Origin of the sequence: Amycolatopsis acididurans (genome assembly GCF_012328925.1) — a bacterium.
GTDB classification, from domain to species: Bacteria; Actinomycetota; Actinomycetes; order Mycobacteriales; family Pseudonocardiaceae; genus Amycolatopsis_E; species Amycolatopsis_E acididurans.
In genome coordinates this window covers 46266-60277 of sequence record NZ_JAAXLS010000001.1, presented here as the reverse complement: position 1 = coordinate 60277, position 14012 = coordinate 46266, and the positions used below count along the sequence as shown (strand labels likewise).

The 14012-nt window shown below is 70.6% G+C and carries 12 protein-coding genes; 8 read left to right on the top strand and 4 right to left on the bottom strand.

The features are described from left to right. Positions 1-76: 76 nt before the first annotated feature. From HFP15_RS00290 to HFP15_RS00255, 8 genes are all read left to right on the top strand, one after another. Positions 77-1276, top strand: a complete 1200-nt coding sequence (locus tag HFP15_RS00290; protein WP_168510122.1) for a styrene monooxygenase/indole monooxygenase family protein — start codon at positions 77-79, stop codon at positions 1274-1276. Between the two features lie 17 nt (positions 1277-1293). Continuing rightward, positions 1294-2244 (top strand): AraC-like ligand-binding domain-containing protein, encoded by a 951-nt coding sequence (locus HFP15_RS00285; protein WP_168510120.1) that lies wholly within the window; start codon positions 1294-1296, stop codon positions 2242-2244. Between the two features lie 41 nt (positions 2245-2285). Next, positions 2286-3512, top strand: coding sequence for a styrene monooxygenase subunit StyA (gene styA / locus HFP15_RS00280; protein ID WP_168510118.1), 1227 nt, complete (start codon positions 2286-2288; stop codon positions 3510-3512). Between the two features lie 14 nt (positions 3513-3526). Next, a complete protein-coding gene (locus tag HFP15_RS00275) occupies positions 3527-3835 on the top strand; it encodes an EthD family reductase (protein WP_168510116.1) in 309 nt (102 codons plus the stop codon). Further along, positions 3832-4335 (top strand): flavin reductase family protein, encoded by a 504-nt coding sequence (locus tag HFP15_RS00270; protein WP_168510114.1) that lies wholly within the window; start codon positions 3832-3834, stop codon positions 4333-4335. Before HFP15_RS00275 ends, HFP15_RS00270 begins: the two co-directional genes overlap by 4 nt. A 123-nt stretch (positions 4336-4458) precedes the next feature. Beyond that, positions 4459-5637: a xylose isomerase gene (gene xylA / locus HFP15_RS00265; protein ID WP_168510112.1), complete on the top strand. Its 1179-nt coding sequence runs from the start codon at positions 4459-4461 to the stop codon at positions 5635-5637. Positions 5638-5668: 31 nt separating this feature from the next. Further along, positions 5669-6859 carry an ROK family protein gene (locus HFP15_RS00260; protein WP_168510110.1) on the top strand — a complete coding sequence of 397 codons (1191 nt, stop codon included), beginning with the start codon at positions 5669-5671 and terminating at the stop codon, positions 6857-6859. Positions 6860-6923: 64 nt separating this feature from the next. Next, a complete protein-coding gene (locus HFP15_RS00255) occupies positions 6924-7763 on the top strand; it encodes an LLM class F420-dependent oxidoreductase (protein WP_168510108.1) in 840 nt (279 codons plus the stop codon). A gap of 40 nt (positions 7764-7803) precedes the next feature. Here the strand turns inward: HFP15_RS00255 and HFP15_RS00250 are convergent, their stop codons facing one another. Genes HFP15_RS00250 through HFP15_RS00235 form a run of 4 tightly spaced genes read right to left on the bottom strand, consistent with a single transcriptional unit; the run spans position 7804 to position 13857 of the window. Beyond that, positions 7804-9003 carry a catalase family protein gene (locus tag HFP15_RS00250; RefSeq protein ID WP_168510106.1) on the bottom strand — a complete coding sequence of 400 codons (1200 nt, stop codon included), beginning with the start codon at positions 9001-9003 and terminating at the stop codon, positions 7804-7806. Next, positions 9000-10331 carry a Dyp-type peroxidase gene (locus tag HFP15_RS00245; protein WP_168510104.1) on the bottom strand — a complete coding sequence of 444 codons (1332 nt, stop codon included), beginning with the start codon at positions 10329-10331 and terminating at the stop codon, positions 9000-9002. The genes HFP15_RS00250 and HFP15_RS00245 overlap by 4 nt, the downstream gene beginning before the upstream one ends. Further along, the gene (locus HFP15_RS00240) at positions 10328-12037 is read right to left on the bottom strand and encodes a hypothetical protein (RefSeq protein ID WP_168510102.1); all 1710 of its coding nucleotides are present in this window, start codon (positions 12035-12037) and stop codon (positions 10328-10330) included. Before HFP15_RS00240 ends, HFP15_RS00245 begins: the two co-directional genes overlap by 4 nt. Then, positions 12034-13857 carry a peroxidase family protein gene (locus tag HFP15_RS00235; RefSeq protein ID WP_168510100.1) on the bottom strand — a complete coding sequence of 608 codons (1824 nt, stop codon included), beginning with the start codon at positions 13855-13857 and terminating at the stop codon, positions 12034-12036. The genes HFP15_RS00240 and HFP15_RS00235 overlap by 4 nt, the downstream gene beginning before the upstream one ends. Between the last annotated feature and the right edge of the window lie 155 nt (positions 13858-14012).

Genomic DNA, 14012 nt, shown 5'->3' with positions numbered 1-14012 from the left:
CCCCGGGTATCTTGTGCCCGCGATTACATTGTCTCTGAAATAGAGAAAGCGTCTCGATAATAGAGCAAGGAGCGCGGTGGCAACGGTCGGCATCGTGGGCACGGGGATCGCGGGCACGCACCTCGGTCTGTTGCTGCGCGCCGCCGGCATCGACGTCACGCTGTACACCGAGCAGCCTGCCGAAGCCCTGACCAGGGCCCGGCTGCTCAACACCGTCGCGCACCACCACCCGCTGCTGAAGCGCGAGCGCACGCTCGGTGTGCACCACTGGCCCGCCGAGGAGTTCGGCTACGGCGCGCACCACCACCACGTCGGCGGCCCCGAGCCGATCCGCTTCACCGGCCGTTTCGCGCATCCTTCGTGCGCCGTCGACCACCGGCTCTACCTCCCCCGCCTGATCGGCGATCTCGCCGAGCGGGGCGGGCGTGTCGAGGTCGCCGAGGTGGGTCCTCGGGATCTCGCCGCGCTGGCCGCGCGCCACGATCTGCTCGTCGTCGCCACCGGCCGCGGCCCGCTGAGTGGCCTGTTCCCCCGCAGGCCCGAGCACTCCCCCCACGACGCACCACGCCGGCTGCTGTGCGCGGGCCTGTTCACCGGTATCCGTCCGCCCGCCCAGGCGGGCGTGAGCATCAGCATCGCCCCCGGCGCGGGTGAGCTGCTGGAGATCCCGTTGCTGAGCAGGCACGGGCCGGTCACCGCGCTGCTGTTCGAGAACGTGCCCGGCGGTGACCTCGCCGGACTGTCCTCTTCGGACGATCCGGGCCTCTTCGCCAAGCAGGCACTGGAAAAGCTGCGCGTGCACCATCCGGACACGTTCGAGCGCGTCGACCCGGGCGAGTTCGCGCTGACACATCCGCTCGACCTGATGCGGGGCGCGGTCACCCCTTCTGTACGCGAGGACTGGCTCGCCCTCGGCGACGGCAGGTTCGCGCTCGCCGCCGGTGACGCGCACGTGGTCGTGGACCCGGTCATGGGGCAGGGCGCGAACATCGCGTCCTACAGCGCGGCCGTCATCGCGAGCCACGCCGCCGAGGACACCGTCTACGACGAACTGTTCTGCCGTCGCGTCGCCCGCGCCCGCGAGGAAACACTGCTGGCGGCCTCGTCGTGGACGAACCTGATGCTCGACCCGCCGGCGTACGTGCACGACCTGTTCGCCGGGCTCGCCCGGGACCAGGCACGGGCGGACGAGTTCACCACCAACTTCGACCATCCCGGCCGGCAGTGGCGTGCACTCGCCACGGAGCGCCGCGTGCGCAACTTCCTCGGCAGCTAGCGGAGAAGGAGGACATCGTGGTCCATCTGGCGGTGCACACGACGAGGTCGGTCTCCGAGGCCGAGAGTCTGGACTACTGGCGCCACGTCATCTCCGAGGCCTTCGTGCCGCTGGACGCGACGGCGGAACGCGACCGGTTCCAGGGACAGGTGTGCATCGACCAGCTCGGCGCGATGGTGGTGTCCCGAGTGGACGCCCAGCCACACCGGGTCCGCCGCACCAAGGCGATGATCGCGCGCCGGGAACGCGGCTACTACAAGCTGGGCCTGCAGTTGCGCGGCGGCTGCCTGCTCGTGCAGGACGGCAGGGAGGCGATCCTGCGACCGGGCGATTTCGCTTTGTACGACACCGATCGCCCGTACACGCTCGCGTTCGAGGACACCACGTCGATGGCGGTGTTCATGTTCCCGCGCGAGCGGCTCCGGCTGGGCGCCACAAGCGCGCAGCACGTGCTCGGGCGGCGCATCGAGGCCGAGGACGAGACGGGATCGCTGCTCTCGCCGCTGTTCCGTCGCCTCGCGCGGCGCTTGGAGGGCGGCAACCCGGCCAGCACGATGCCGCTGGCCGACGCGGTGCTGGACCTGCTTTCCGCGCTGCTGACCGAGCAGGTCACCGACGCAGCACCGGCCGACCAGTCGCACGCCGCGCTTGTGTTGCGCGCCAAGGCTTTCGTCGACGAGAACCTCGCCGATCCCGGGCTGTGCCCCGATGTGGTGGCGGCCGCGCTGCACATTTCCACGCGGTACCTGCAGAAGCTGTTCGCCGGCGAGGGCACCGGCGTGGCGGGCTGGATCCGCGCGCGCAGGCTCGAACAGTGCCGTCGTGACCTCGCCCGGCCCGGCCGTACGGTCAGCGCCGTCGGTGCGGCCTGGGGCCTGCCCGACGCCGCGCATTTCAGCCGGACCTTCAAGGCCGCGTACGGGATGAGCCCACGGGAGTACGCGAATCGTCAACAAGGGTTCGCCTGAGGCAAAGCCCCGGCCACCCCCGCGGCGGGAAGCTGTCAGGCATGAGAACCCTGCCTGACATCGGCATCGTGGGCGCCGGTATCGCCGGGCTGCATCTGGGCCTGATGCTGCGCCAGCACGACGTCCCGGTCACGATCTACACCGACAAGCCCGCCGCGGCGCTGGCGAACGGGCGGCTGCTCAACAGCGTCGCGCACCACGCACCGACGATCAAGCGCGAAAAGGCGCTCGGCGTGCACTACTGGCCCGTCGAGCAGTACGGCTATTCCTGCCACCACCACTATGTCGGCGGGCCGCGGCCGCTGGTGTTCCGCGGCGATTTCGACGAGTGGTCCAGCGCGATCGACTACCGGCTCTACCTGCCGAAGCTGACCGAGGCCTTCGAGGAGCGCGGCGGCCAACTCGAAGTCCGGATGCTGCAGGCCGAGGACGTCGAGCCGCTGGCCGAACGGCACGATCTGCTGGTCGTCGCGGCCGGGCGCGGCGCGTTCGCGAGCCTGTTCCCGCGCCGCCCGGAACTGAGCCCGTACGAGCGGCCGCAGCGGGTGCTGTCGGTCGGGACCTACCGCGGCATCGCCTATTCCGAACCGAAGGGCGTCACCATCAGCGCTTCGCCGGGCCACGGCGAACTGCTGGAGATCCCGATGTACACGGCCGCCGGGTTCACCACCGCGCTGCTGTTCGAGAACGTGCCCGGCGGCGATCTGGAGATCCTGGGCAAGCGGCGTTACGACGACGATCCGAAGGCCTACGAGCGGCTGGTGCTGGACAAGCTCGCCACGCACCACCCCAGGACGTTCGAACGGGTGGACCCGGCGCAGTTCGAGCTGACCTCCCCGCTGGACATCCTGCAGGGCGCCCTGACGCCCACCGTGCGCCAGGACTACGCGAAGCTGCCGAACGGAAAGTACGCGCTCGCGATCGGCGACGTGCACACCGTGGTCGACCCTGTCATCGGGCAGGGCGCGAACTCCGCGTCGCACTCCGCGTGGGTCACCGGGGAGGAGATCCTCGCGGACTACGGGTTCGACGAACTGTTCTGCCGGCGGGTCGCCGCGCGGCGGGCCGATGTCGTGCTCGGCGCGGCGCAGTGGACCAACCTGATGCTCGCCCCGCCGCCGGAGCACCTGCTGCGCATGTTCGGCGCGATGGACGAGAACAAGGCCATCGCCGACGAGTTCACCAACAACTTCGACTACCCCGACCGGCAGTGGCGGATCCTCGCCACCGCCGAACGCACCGGCGAGTTCCTCGCCCGCCGGTCGTGAGGAAGGAAGAACCGATGTACCGCTTGACCGTGCTCTACCCGCCGCCCGCCGACCCGGACCACTTCCGCGAGTACTACGTCTCCACCCACCTGCCGCTGGCGGCGAAGCTGCCGGGGCTGCGGACGATGCGCTACAGCTTCGACGTGGCCGCGATGGGGGGGCAGAGCCCGTACTTCGCGATCTGGGAGGGCGAGTTCGACAGCGCCGAGGCGATGGCCGCGGCGATGTCCTCGGAACAGGGCCAGGCCGTCGCCGCCGACGTGCCCAACTACGCCACCGGAGGCGCGCAGATCCTGCACTACGAGCCGGTCTCGCCGGCATGAGCACCGCCTTGCGGACCGGCCCGCACCGCTTCCGGGCGGCGATGGGCCGGTTCGCCACCGGCGTCACCGTGGTCACCACGCGCACCGGGGACGGCGTGCACGGCATGACGGCGAACGGGTTCTTGTCCGTGTCGCTCGATCCGCCGCTGATCCTGGTGTCGCTGGGCGCGTGCGCGATGGCCGGGCATCTGCAGCGGGGCGATCACTACGCCGTGACCGTGCTGTCGGAGGATCAGGAGACGCTGTCCCGGCATTTCGGCGGCCGCCCGCAGCCGGGACTGTCCGTGGAGTTCGCGCACCGCGGCGAGTACTCGTTCGTGCCCGGCGGCCTCGCCGAGATCGGCTGCCGCATCGCCGACCGGCATCCGGCCGGTGACCACGTGCTCTTCATCGGGGAGGTCGAGCACCTCGACTACCGCGACGGCACGCCGCTGCTGTTCTACACCGGCGCGTACCGGTCGCTGCACGTCGGCCTGACCGAAGACGTGTTCTTCTACTGAGCCCGCCGTGGCGGGGCGGCCCAGACCCCGCCGCCCGCCACGGCGCCCTGTCCGCACCGCTTGACTCCCCGCCGCGCCGCGGAATAAGTTATTCCGCAAAACAAAATCAGCGAAGGAGTGGCGATGGTGCGGCAACCCACTGCCGGGGACAAGTTCTCGTTCGGGCTCTGGACCGTGGGCTGGACGGGCACCGACCCGTTCGGCGGGCCGAGCCGTCCCGCACTGGATCCCTGGCAGTACGCGGACAAACTCGCCGAGCTCGGCGCCTGGGGCATCACCTTCCACGACAACGACGTGTACGCCTTCGACGCCGATGCCGAGACCAAACGGCAGCGCTGCGCGCGCCTGAAGGAAGCGGCGGACAAGGCGGGCCTGGTGATCGAGATGGTCACCACCAACACGTTCAGCCATCCAGTGTTCAAGGACGGCGGCCTGACCTCCAACGACCGCGGCGTCCGGCGTTTCGGCCTGCGCAAGATCCTGCAGGCGGTGGACCTGGCCGCCGAGGTCGGCGCGACGACGTTCGTCATGTGGGGCGGCCGCGAGGGCTCGGAGTACGACGGCTCGAAGGACCTCTACGCCGCCTTCGAGCGCTACAAGGAGGGCCTGGACACGGTCGCGGGCTACATCAAGTCCCGGGGCTACGACCTGCGCATCGGCCTGGAGCCCAAGCCGAACGAACCACGCGGCGACATCTTCCTGCCCACCGTGGGGCACGCGCTCGCGCTGATCGCGCAGCTGGAGCACGGCGACATCGTGGGGCTGAACCCGGAGACCGGCCACGAGCAGATGGCCAACCTCAACTACACGCACGCGCTCGCGCAGGGATTGTGGAGCGGCAAGCTGTTCCACATCGACCTCAACGGGCAGCGCGGCCTGAAGTACGACCAGGACCTGGTCTTCGGGCACGGCGATCTGGTCTCCGCGTTCTTCACCGTGGACCTGCTGGAGAACGGTTTCCCCGGCTACCCGGACGGTCCGCGCTACACCGGACCGCGGCATTTCGACTACAAGCCCTCGCGCACCGAACACCTCGACGGGGTCTGGGAATCGGCGCGGGCCAACATGGCGACCTACCTGATGCTCGCGGACAAGGCGAGGGCGTTCCGCGCCGATCCGCGTGTGCGGGAGGCCATGACCTACTCCGGGGTGTACGACCTCGCCGAGCCGACGCTGAACCCCGGCGAATCGGTCGCGGACTTCCTCGCCACCGACGACGGATTCGATCCGGCGAAGGCCGCCGAACGCGATTTCGGGTTCGTGCGGCTGCAGCAGCTCGCGCTCGAACACCTCATCGGCTGAGTTTGTTCACCGGTAATACTACGATCACGCCGTGACGACCGAGACCGCGCCGACGAGCGCCCGTCAGTCCACATTGCGCGCGAGCAACCTCGCGCTCGTGGCCCGCACGGTGTGCGCGTCGGCGCGGCCGCTGTCGCGAGCGGACGTCGCCGCCGCCACCTCGATGACCAGGGCGACCGCCTCGCGCCTGGTCGACGAACTGGTCGCGGCGGGAGTCCTCGGCGAAACCGAGCCGGGCACCGCGGCCGGGCGCGGTCGCCCCGCCACGCCTCTCGTGCCCGGGTCCGGGCCGGCCGCGCTGGGCCTGCAGATCAACGCGGGCTTCATCGCCGTGCGGGTGATCGATCTGCGCGGCCGCGTCGCGGCGGAAACGCTGGAATACGGCGATCTCGTCGGCAGCGATCCACTTCGGACACTCGCTCGGCTGGGCGAGCTGTCCGCGCGGGTGCTCGACGGGCTGCCCGCCGGGCTGCGCCTGGTCGGCGCCGGGCTCGCGCTGCCGGGAATCGTCTCCGGGGACACATTGCTGCGCGCCCCGAACCTCGGCTGGTCGGACGTGCGGGCCGCGGACCTGCTCGGCGGACGGGCGCTGCGCGGGCTGCCGCTGACCGTCGACAACGAGGCGAGCCTGGCCGCCCGCACGGTGGCCGAACTCGCGCCGGGACGGCCCGGTCCGTTCGCCGATTTCGTGTACCTGTCAGGGGAAATCGGCATCGGCGGGGCGGCGGTGCTCGGCGGCGAGGTGATGCGCGGCAGGCACGGCTGGGCCGGCGAGATCGGGCACGTGTGCGTGGATCCGGCGGGGCCGGCGTGCCGGTGCGGCTCGACCGGCTGCCTGGAGACCTACCTCGGTCGCGACGCGCTGCTGGCCGCCGCGGGCCTGACCTCGGAGTCGTCCCTGGCGCAGCTCGCGGAACTGGCCCACGGCGGCGACGCGCGGGCGTCCACGGCACTGTCGGCGTCGGCTCGCGCCTTGGCGGTGGCGCTCGGGGGCGTCATCAACGTGCTCGACATTCCCACCGTCGTGCTGGGCGGGCACCTGGCGCATCTGGTGAAGGCGCTGCGCCCGGAACTCGAAGAGCAGCTGCGGGCGCGGGTGCTGTCCGCGCGGTGGACGCCGCCGCGTATCCAGGCCGCCGAACCGGTGCCCGCGCCCGGCGCGACCGGTGCCGCGTACCGGGAACTGGCCGCAGTGCTCGCCGATCCGGTCCGGTGGCTCTAGCCCGTCCACGGTCGCCACGCGGGCAGGCGGGCACCTGGTGTAACTCCAGGGATACGCTTCGGGTATGCGTTTCGCGTTCAAGACCTCACCGCAGGACACCCAGTGGCAGGACATGCTCGCGGTCTGGCAGGCGGCAGACGAGATCGAGCTGTTCGAGTCCGGGTGGACTTTCGACCACTTCTACCCGATATTCTCCGATTCGACCGGTCCGTGCCTCGAAGGCTGGGTCACCCTCACCGCGCTCGCGCAGGCCACGAAGCGGCTGCGCATCGGCGCGCTGGTCACCGGCATCCACTACCGGCATCCCGCGCTGCTCGCCAACATGGCCGCGACGCTGGACATCGTCTCGAATGGACGGTTGGAGCTGGGCATCGGCGCGGGCTGGAACGAGGAGGAGTCCGGCGCCTACGGCATGTACCTCGGCACGGCACGCGAGCGCAGCGACCGGTTCGAGGAGGCCTGCGAGGTGATCACCGGCCTGCTCACGCAGGAGACCACCACCTTCAAGGGCGAGTACTACCAGCTCAACGACGCACGGTGCGAGCCGAAGCCCGTGCAGACGCCGCACCCCCCGATCTGCATCGGCGGCAGCGGCGAGAAGCGGACCCTGCGCACCACCGCGAAGTACGCCCAGCACTGGAACTTCGTCGGCGGCACCCCTGAGGAGTTCGCCCGCAAGCGCGAGGTACTGCACCAGCACTGCGCCGACATCGGCCGCGATCCCAAGGAGATCATGCTCTCCAGCCACGTGCGCCTCGGCCCCGACCACGACTACGGCAAGGTCGCCGGCGAGGTCGCGGCCCTCGGCGAGGCAGGGCTGGACCTCGCGATCGTCTACCTGCCGCCGCCGCACACCCCGGCCGTGCTGGAGCCGCTCGCCGAGGCGCTCACGCCGCTGGCCTGAGGCCCGGCCCGTTCGCGCCGCGGCCCGCGGCGCGAACGGGTCACCGCACGTGCAGGTCCTCGGTGTGCGGTTCGGGGAAGAACGTGGCCGCACCCGGCTCGACGTGGGCGACCATGTTCATGTCCTGGCGCAGCCGCGACAGGTGCGTGTAGATCTCGCGCCGCGCCCGGTTCTGGTTGCCCAGCGGGCGATTCTCCGCCGTGGTGTGCCACGGGTTGATCGACAGGCTCGCCGCCCGCGCCCGCTGCTCGGCGGCGTCGTAGTGCTGCACCGGAATTCGCAGCACCCCCACCCGCACCGGCGGCGAAAGCCGGTCCGGCCACACGATCGACGCGTCCTCGACCGGCATCCGGTCCGGATCGGTCTGCACCTGCACGAGCAGATCGAACGACGCCTCGCTCGCGCCCAGCCGCTCCCACAGCGCGTCGCGCAGATAGTCGTCACCGGGATTCCACGGCACCCGGGTGCGCCGGCGGCCGCGCGGCACGAACCGGTACTGCATCGCCCTGCCCTCGCCGAGCAGATACGCCGCGCAGCTCCAGTACGGTGTCTCGAGTGGACTGGTGTGCGTGCGCGCGTAAAGCCCCTGCATCACCAGATCCGCGAGGTGGTTGTCGAACGGGTTGACGAAGTACCACAGCGGGGAGCGGTTCCAGATCTGCCGTTGCAGTTTGGCGTTCTCCACCACGTTCGGGGTGGTGAAGCTGGGCGAGCTGATGCCGGTGAGGTCCTGCGTGTGCCGTTCGTCGTCGAGCAGCTTCGGGCCCGGCACGCCGACCGCCTTGACACCGATGCTGAGGATCCCGTTGTCCTGCAGGTCGGGCGGTGCCGACGGCCCGGGCCCGGCGAAGCGCACCCACGCCGGATAGGTCCGCGCACTGGCGAAAAGCCCGTGGCGCAACGGAACGGGCAGCTGCCCGGCGATCTCCAGCGACGCCTTCACCACGCCGTAGGTTTTCGTGTTGCCCGCACGTTCGGCCTGTCCCGGCGCGTACTCGCGCCACAGGAACCGGCTCATCAGGTCGATGATCTGCGCCATGGCTTCGGTTTCGCCGGGCAGCGTCGTCTCCTCCGCCCGCGCCGAACCGTGCGGCACGCGCAGGCTCAGCAGCGTCTGCACCGCGGCCTGGACGCGCGCGCGGAACACCGCGTCGAAGGCAGGCCGGACGTACGGGTCGATGCGCCGTTCCAGCGTGACGAGGCCGAGCACCGCGTCGGTCAGCCGCTGTTTCCAGTTCATCCCGGCACCGCCGCGAGATAACGCAGCGCGGCCGCCCCCGGCAGGAAGAAGTACGCGCCGCCGCGCACCCGCACGAACGAGGGCAGCGAACGGTACCGCTCGCGCACCGGCCGTGCCTGCACGGTGAAGACCGGGCCGCCGTCGTTCCGCGGCGCGACAACGGGATCCGGGGCGTCGTGCAGTCCGTCGAAATGCGGCGAGTTGATCCAGGTGTGCTGCACGAACTCGTACTGCCGCGCAAGGTTTCCGTTGAGGCACAAGAAATACAACCCCCGTTCGGCTCCCGCGGTGTAGGAGCGGGCCCGCCGCAGCAACCGGTGCCGGTCGTTGACCCGCAGCGAGGCCGCCGAGCCCGGCCGGGGCTCCAGCGAGTCACGGGGATTGGCGCGGCGGACGTGCGAGCCGATCGGGCAAGCCACGCCGTCGGGATCCTTGGCGTGGTAGGCGAAATCGCGTTCGGCCAGCCCGGGTTCGTCTTGTTCCGGGCTCAGCGCGAGCGGGGCACCGCTGGGCCAGCGGCCCACCATCTTCGCGGCCAGCCAGGTCGCGTCGTCGCTGTGCTCGCGCATGTACCGCCAGAACCCGTCAACGTCCTGCTGGAGCTGCCGCAGCACGAGATAGCTGCCGCCGCGCCCGAAATCCCGTCTGCCGGATCCGGCGGGATCCAGCGGCAGCAGGTCACGTGGATCCTCGGCCGCGGCCAGCAGCGGGCGTTCGCCGTACTCGCCGTAGGAATTCGGGTAGCCGAGCACGAACTCCCCCACCGCCAGCTCCCGGTCACGGGTGCCGCCGAGCCCCTCGATCCGGGGCTGCGACAGGCCGTCGCGGAAGCCGAACGGCTCGGTCCCGGACAGCTGGTCGGTGCGCAGTTCCGTGATCAGCGACAGCCCGCCGCCGGCCCGGCGCAGCGCCGTGACGCGCCGGCGCAGCTCGGCGGCGGTGGCCGCGTACACCAGCAGCAGCAGGTGCACGGCCGCGCCCGTGGGACCGCCCCACGCCCACCGCTGCGGATCGGCCTCGCCGAGATCGCCGAGCAGCCGTTTGCGGTGTTCGGTGGTCATGCCCTCGGCGTAGGCGGGGCTGAACGCCTCCACGGCCTCGCCCGGCAGCCCCAGCGCACGCAGCCCGGCGGCGGTGACGGCGACGTTGAGCGCGGACGCGCCGGTGCCCATCGCGGCCGTCGTGACCTCCTCGGCCCAGTGGCCGAGCGCCGCCCGCGCGGGGTGCGCTTCGTCCACGGTGAACAGCAGGAACGTCGCGTACGGGAGCTTGCCGTAGCCCCGCATCACCAGGCCCTGTGTGTCGGCGAGATCGAGTGTGGTCTTCACAGCAGCGCCAGCCAGGATCGGGCCTCCCGCGGGTCGAGGTCACGGGTGAGGCCGTCGCGGATACGGGTGTTGTCGTCGATGTTGCGCGCCGAGAGATCGCCGTAGGCCGAATACCAGACGCTCGGCAGCTGGTGCGAGCGCAGGTAGGACTTGAACGCCTGTTCGTCCCGCGCGCCGCCCCACAACAGCCAGCGCGTGGCCGGGTAGCCGACCCCGTTGCTGAACACGGCGTTGAGCCCGGGCGCGAGCTTGTCGATGAAATCGTCCATGTAGCTTTCCAGGCTGCCGTCGTAGTTGCTGGCGAAGATCAGCCGCCTGCCCTGGTCGATGTAGACCCAGCGGGCGAAGTGGATCGTGCGCACGCCGGCGAGGTTGTCGGTGGCGTAGACGTGCCGGTTGAAGTAGTCCAGCCCGGTCAGCACGGTGCGCAGGGTGGCCCGGCGGACCAGCCCGGGTTTGACGAAACCGGTCGCGGTGAACGGGTTCTGCGTGAGCACGTCCTCCTGCCGGGTCAGTGCCTCCAGCCGGTCCCGGCCGACGCGGACGCGTTCCGGTTCGTCGCGTTGTTCCAGCCTGCGGATCAGCACGGCCCACAGCGGGAGCGCGGGCAACAGGACCGGAACGGCGGCGGGCAGGACCAGCCGGTGCACCGTCTCGCGCGTCCGGAACGCCAGCCCCGGCCGCGGTTGCGGGCGCAGCGCCCACGACAGGTCCCGGTGCGCGGCCACGAACCCGCGGATCGCGCGGTGCAGTTCCACACCGGTCGCGCCGGACCAGTCCTGCCCGGGATCGTCGAGGAAGTCCTCGATGCGCTCGCGCAGCCGAGCCTCTTCCCGGATCTGGCTCAGGCCACGGCCCACCCGGTGCACGTAGGTCGCGGCGGGGTCGATGCGGTGCCGCCCCAGCCAGCGCACCCGCTCCTCCAGCGTGCCGGTGTCGGGATAGCCCTCGCAGAGCCCGAACAGCGACGACAGCGCGTCCGCCCGCACCGCCGCCAGCTCGCGCAGGTGTGCGCGCACGGGCGCGTCGAGTTCGGCCATGTAGACCAGCGTCGGGGCGTTGCCGTCACCGGCCGTTTCCGGTGGCAGCGGGAACATCCTGGCGAAATGCACGCCGGAGAGATCGCGGAACGGCCCGCCGTCGAGTTCGACGCTCTTGCGCAGCTCGTCGAGCAGCCCGGGCACGTCGCCCGCACGGCCCGCGGCCAGCGGCGCGCGGATGGTCAGCGCGACCTGGTTCGGCGAGGGTCCGGTCAGGATCTGGCCGCCCGGCGGTTTGCGGAGCAGGAACCAGCCGGCGCGCTGCCGCCACAGCCACACCACGCCCAGGTACAGGCCGGGCGCGATGAGGCGGATCTCGTCGCGCACCCCGCGGGCGACCAGCGAACTGCGCGAGTAGTCGATGACGATGCAGGGCTTGCGGTCCACCCAGCTCTCCCCCGGCGACACCGTGGCCGCGATCGCGGTCAGGTCGAACGGGGTGATCCGGTTGCGCAGCCTGCGGCCGTCGGGTTCGAAAACCTTGCCGCGCCAGGCGAACCGGCGGGCGGCGGCGGCGATCGTCCTGGTGAGCCCGGTGCCCGCGGCGAGCAGCGCGGTGCCGTCGGTGGGGCCACGTGGCACCTCGCCCGGCGGGCTGGCGCGGAACAGCTTGTCCAGTTCGCTGTCGGTCCAGCCCAGCAGCGTCGTCTCGTCGAGCGTCTTCACGGCCGCACCGGCCAGGCCGCGAACGCGTTGGTCAGCCCCGACAGCGCGGGCCGCAGACCGGGATAGTGGCGGGTGAGCACGGTGAGCATCGAGTTGTCCCGGATCCAGTCCAGCCCGGTCTGGGTGTAGACGGCCGGGGTGTAGTACTCGGTGAAGAACCGGTCGCTGTTGAGCCGTCGCGAGGCCATCAGCACGAACACGCGGAAAGCCGTGTCGCTGAAGGCGAATCCCTCGGGCCTGCGCTCGGCCAGCATGCCCACCGTCAGGTCGACGTCCTCGATCTTGCCGTGATAGGCCTTGCTGATCTCCTCCGCCCAGTGCGGATTGCCGGTCAGCGCGTGGAAATCCGCGGCCGGCGCGAGGTGCAGCAGCCGGCGGAACTCGTTGTAGCGCGGCACGCCCAGTTCCCGCGAGCGCAGGATGTCGGTCGCGGCCAGGTCCTGTACGTGCCCGTCCGGGCGGTGGAACTCCTGCAGGTGCTTGGGGAAGTTGTGCAGTGTGACCAGCCCGGGTGGCAGCGTGCCGAACGAGTACAGCAGGTCGGTCATGTCGATGGTGTTGAGCACCTTCACCGCGTTGGCGCCCGCGATGTCCGGGAATTCGCAGTCCAGCAGCGTCTCGTCGGTGGCCGCGGACCGGAAGTGCCAGGTGTCGCGGATCAGCGGATGCATCCGGTACACCGCGACGAACTCCTCGGTGAGCGAGAACGGCACGCCGTAGTGGTCGGTCTTCCCGCCGGGGATGCCGCTGATCACCTCGCTGTCGGCGATGCGCCCGAACAGCCGCTGCACCCGCTCGCCCGCGATGCCGAACCAGTTCGCGCGCAACGCGGCGACCGTCGTGGGATGGCTGATCACGGCGGGTGTCCACTCGACGGTGTGGATCTTGGCCAGCAGTGCGGAGTTGACCAGCCGCGCGCGCTGGAACAGTTCCTCGTCGCTCCACGACCGGTACTGCTCGCGCAGCCGGTCGCAGATCGCGTTGTGCTCCAGTGCGAAGACGGTGCGCAGCAGTTCGGCGCCGAGCCAGAAACCCGGAACGCGCGCGGGGTCGGCCGCCGGATCGTCGGGCATCGGCAGCAGCCCGTTGTCGAGCACCCGCAGCTTGCCGTCCGAGCCCGACCGCAGGAACTGCTGCTCGTCCGGGGTGATCCCGTAGATCTGGGAGCCGTCCCACCAGTGCGTCAGCACGTTCACCGTGGTGGGCGGCAGGTCTTCGCGACCCGCGGGGCGCGTCGGGTCCGTGCGGGTGCGCATGATGTGCATGGGCCGCTCGGGCCACGGGTCGTCCTCGGCCAGCGGCACCTCCCACGGGTTCTCCGTGGGGCCGGTGCCGTGGCTGAACCAGTCGCGGATCATGAACTGCAGCCACGCCGCGACCAGCGAGTTCACCGGGCCGGCCGGCACGAAACTGGTGCGGGTGAGCAGGGCGCGGCTGATCTCACGCGGGTTCGGCGACAGCACCGCCGCCTTGTCCGGGGGCACGACCTTCGCCAGCGGGATGTTGCGCCCGAAGCGGCTGCCCGCCATGCCCATCGCAGGTTCGCGCAGATCGTTGTAGGAGCCGTCGGCGGTGCGGTTGACGAGGAACTCCGGGGAGTAGTCCGGCACCGGCGGCGTGTTGACCGCGGGGAGGTGTGAGGTGTCGTGCAGGTTGTCCTGCCGCAGCTTGGTGCGCACCCCGATCAGCTCGAGCACCCCGAGTGGAACCGGGAGCCGGTCCCAGCCGACGAGCCGGTCGACAATCTCGGTCAGCGCGGTGAACAATCGCCACGGTGGCGTATCGCGATAACCGCGGGAACGTGGTTCGGAATTGACCATGAGGGCCCCTCTTCTGCCCTTTTTCCGCGCCTGCCCGGGCCGCGGAATTCCAAGCCTGGCAAAGGATCTAGGACTAGTCCAGGGCCACCCATGATCGAGGTCTTGTCTACCCGAACGGCGTAAGAACAAGTGTGCCGGACAACCCCGTCAACGGG

Coding starts and splice junctions, on each gene's coding strand:
- styA (WP_168510118.1), top strand. CDS start 2,286: ATGAGAACCCTGCCTGACATCGGCATCGTGGGCGCCGGTATCGCCGGG.
- HFP15_RS00275 (WP_168510116.1), top strand. CDS start 3,527: ATGTACCGCTTGACCGTGCTCTACCCGCCGCCCGCCGACCCGGACCAC.
- HFP15_RS00270 (WP_168510114.1), top strand. CDS start 3,832: ATGAGCACCGCCTTGCGGACCGGCCCGCACCGCTTCCGGGCGGCGATG.
- xylA (WP_168510112.1), top strand. CDS start 4,459: ATGGTGCGGCAACCCACTGCCGGGGACAAGTTCTCGTTCGGGCTCTGG.
- HFP15_RS00255 (WP_168510108.1), top strand. CDS start 6,924: ATGCGTTTCGCGTTCAAGACCTCACCGCAGGACACCCAGTGGCAGGAC.
- HFP15_RS00250 (WP_168510106.1), bottom strand. CDS start 9,003: ATGAACTGGAAACAGCGGCTGACCGACGCGGTGCTCGGCCTCGTCACG.
- HFP15_RS00235 (WP_168510100.1), bottom strand. CDS start 13,857: ATGGTCAATTCCGAACCACGTTCCCGCGGTTATCGCGATACGCCACCG.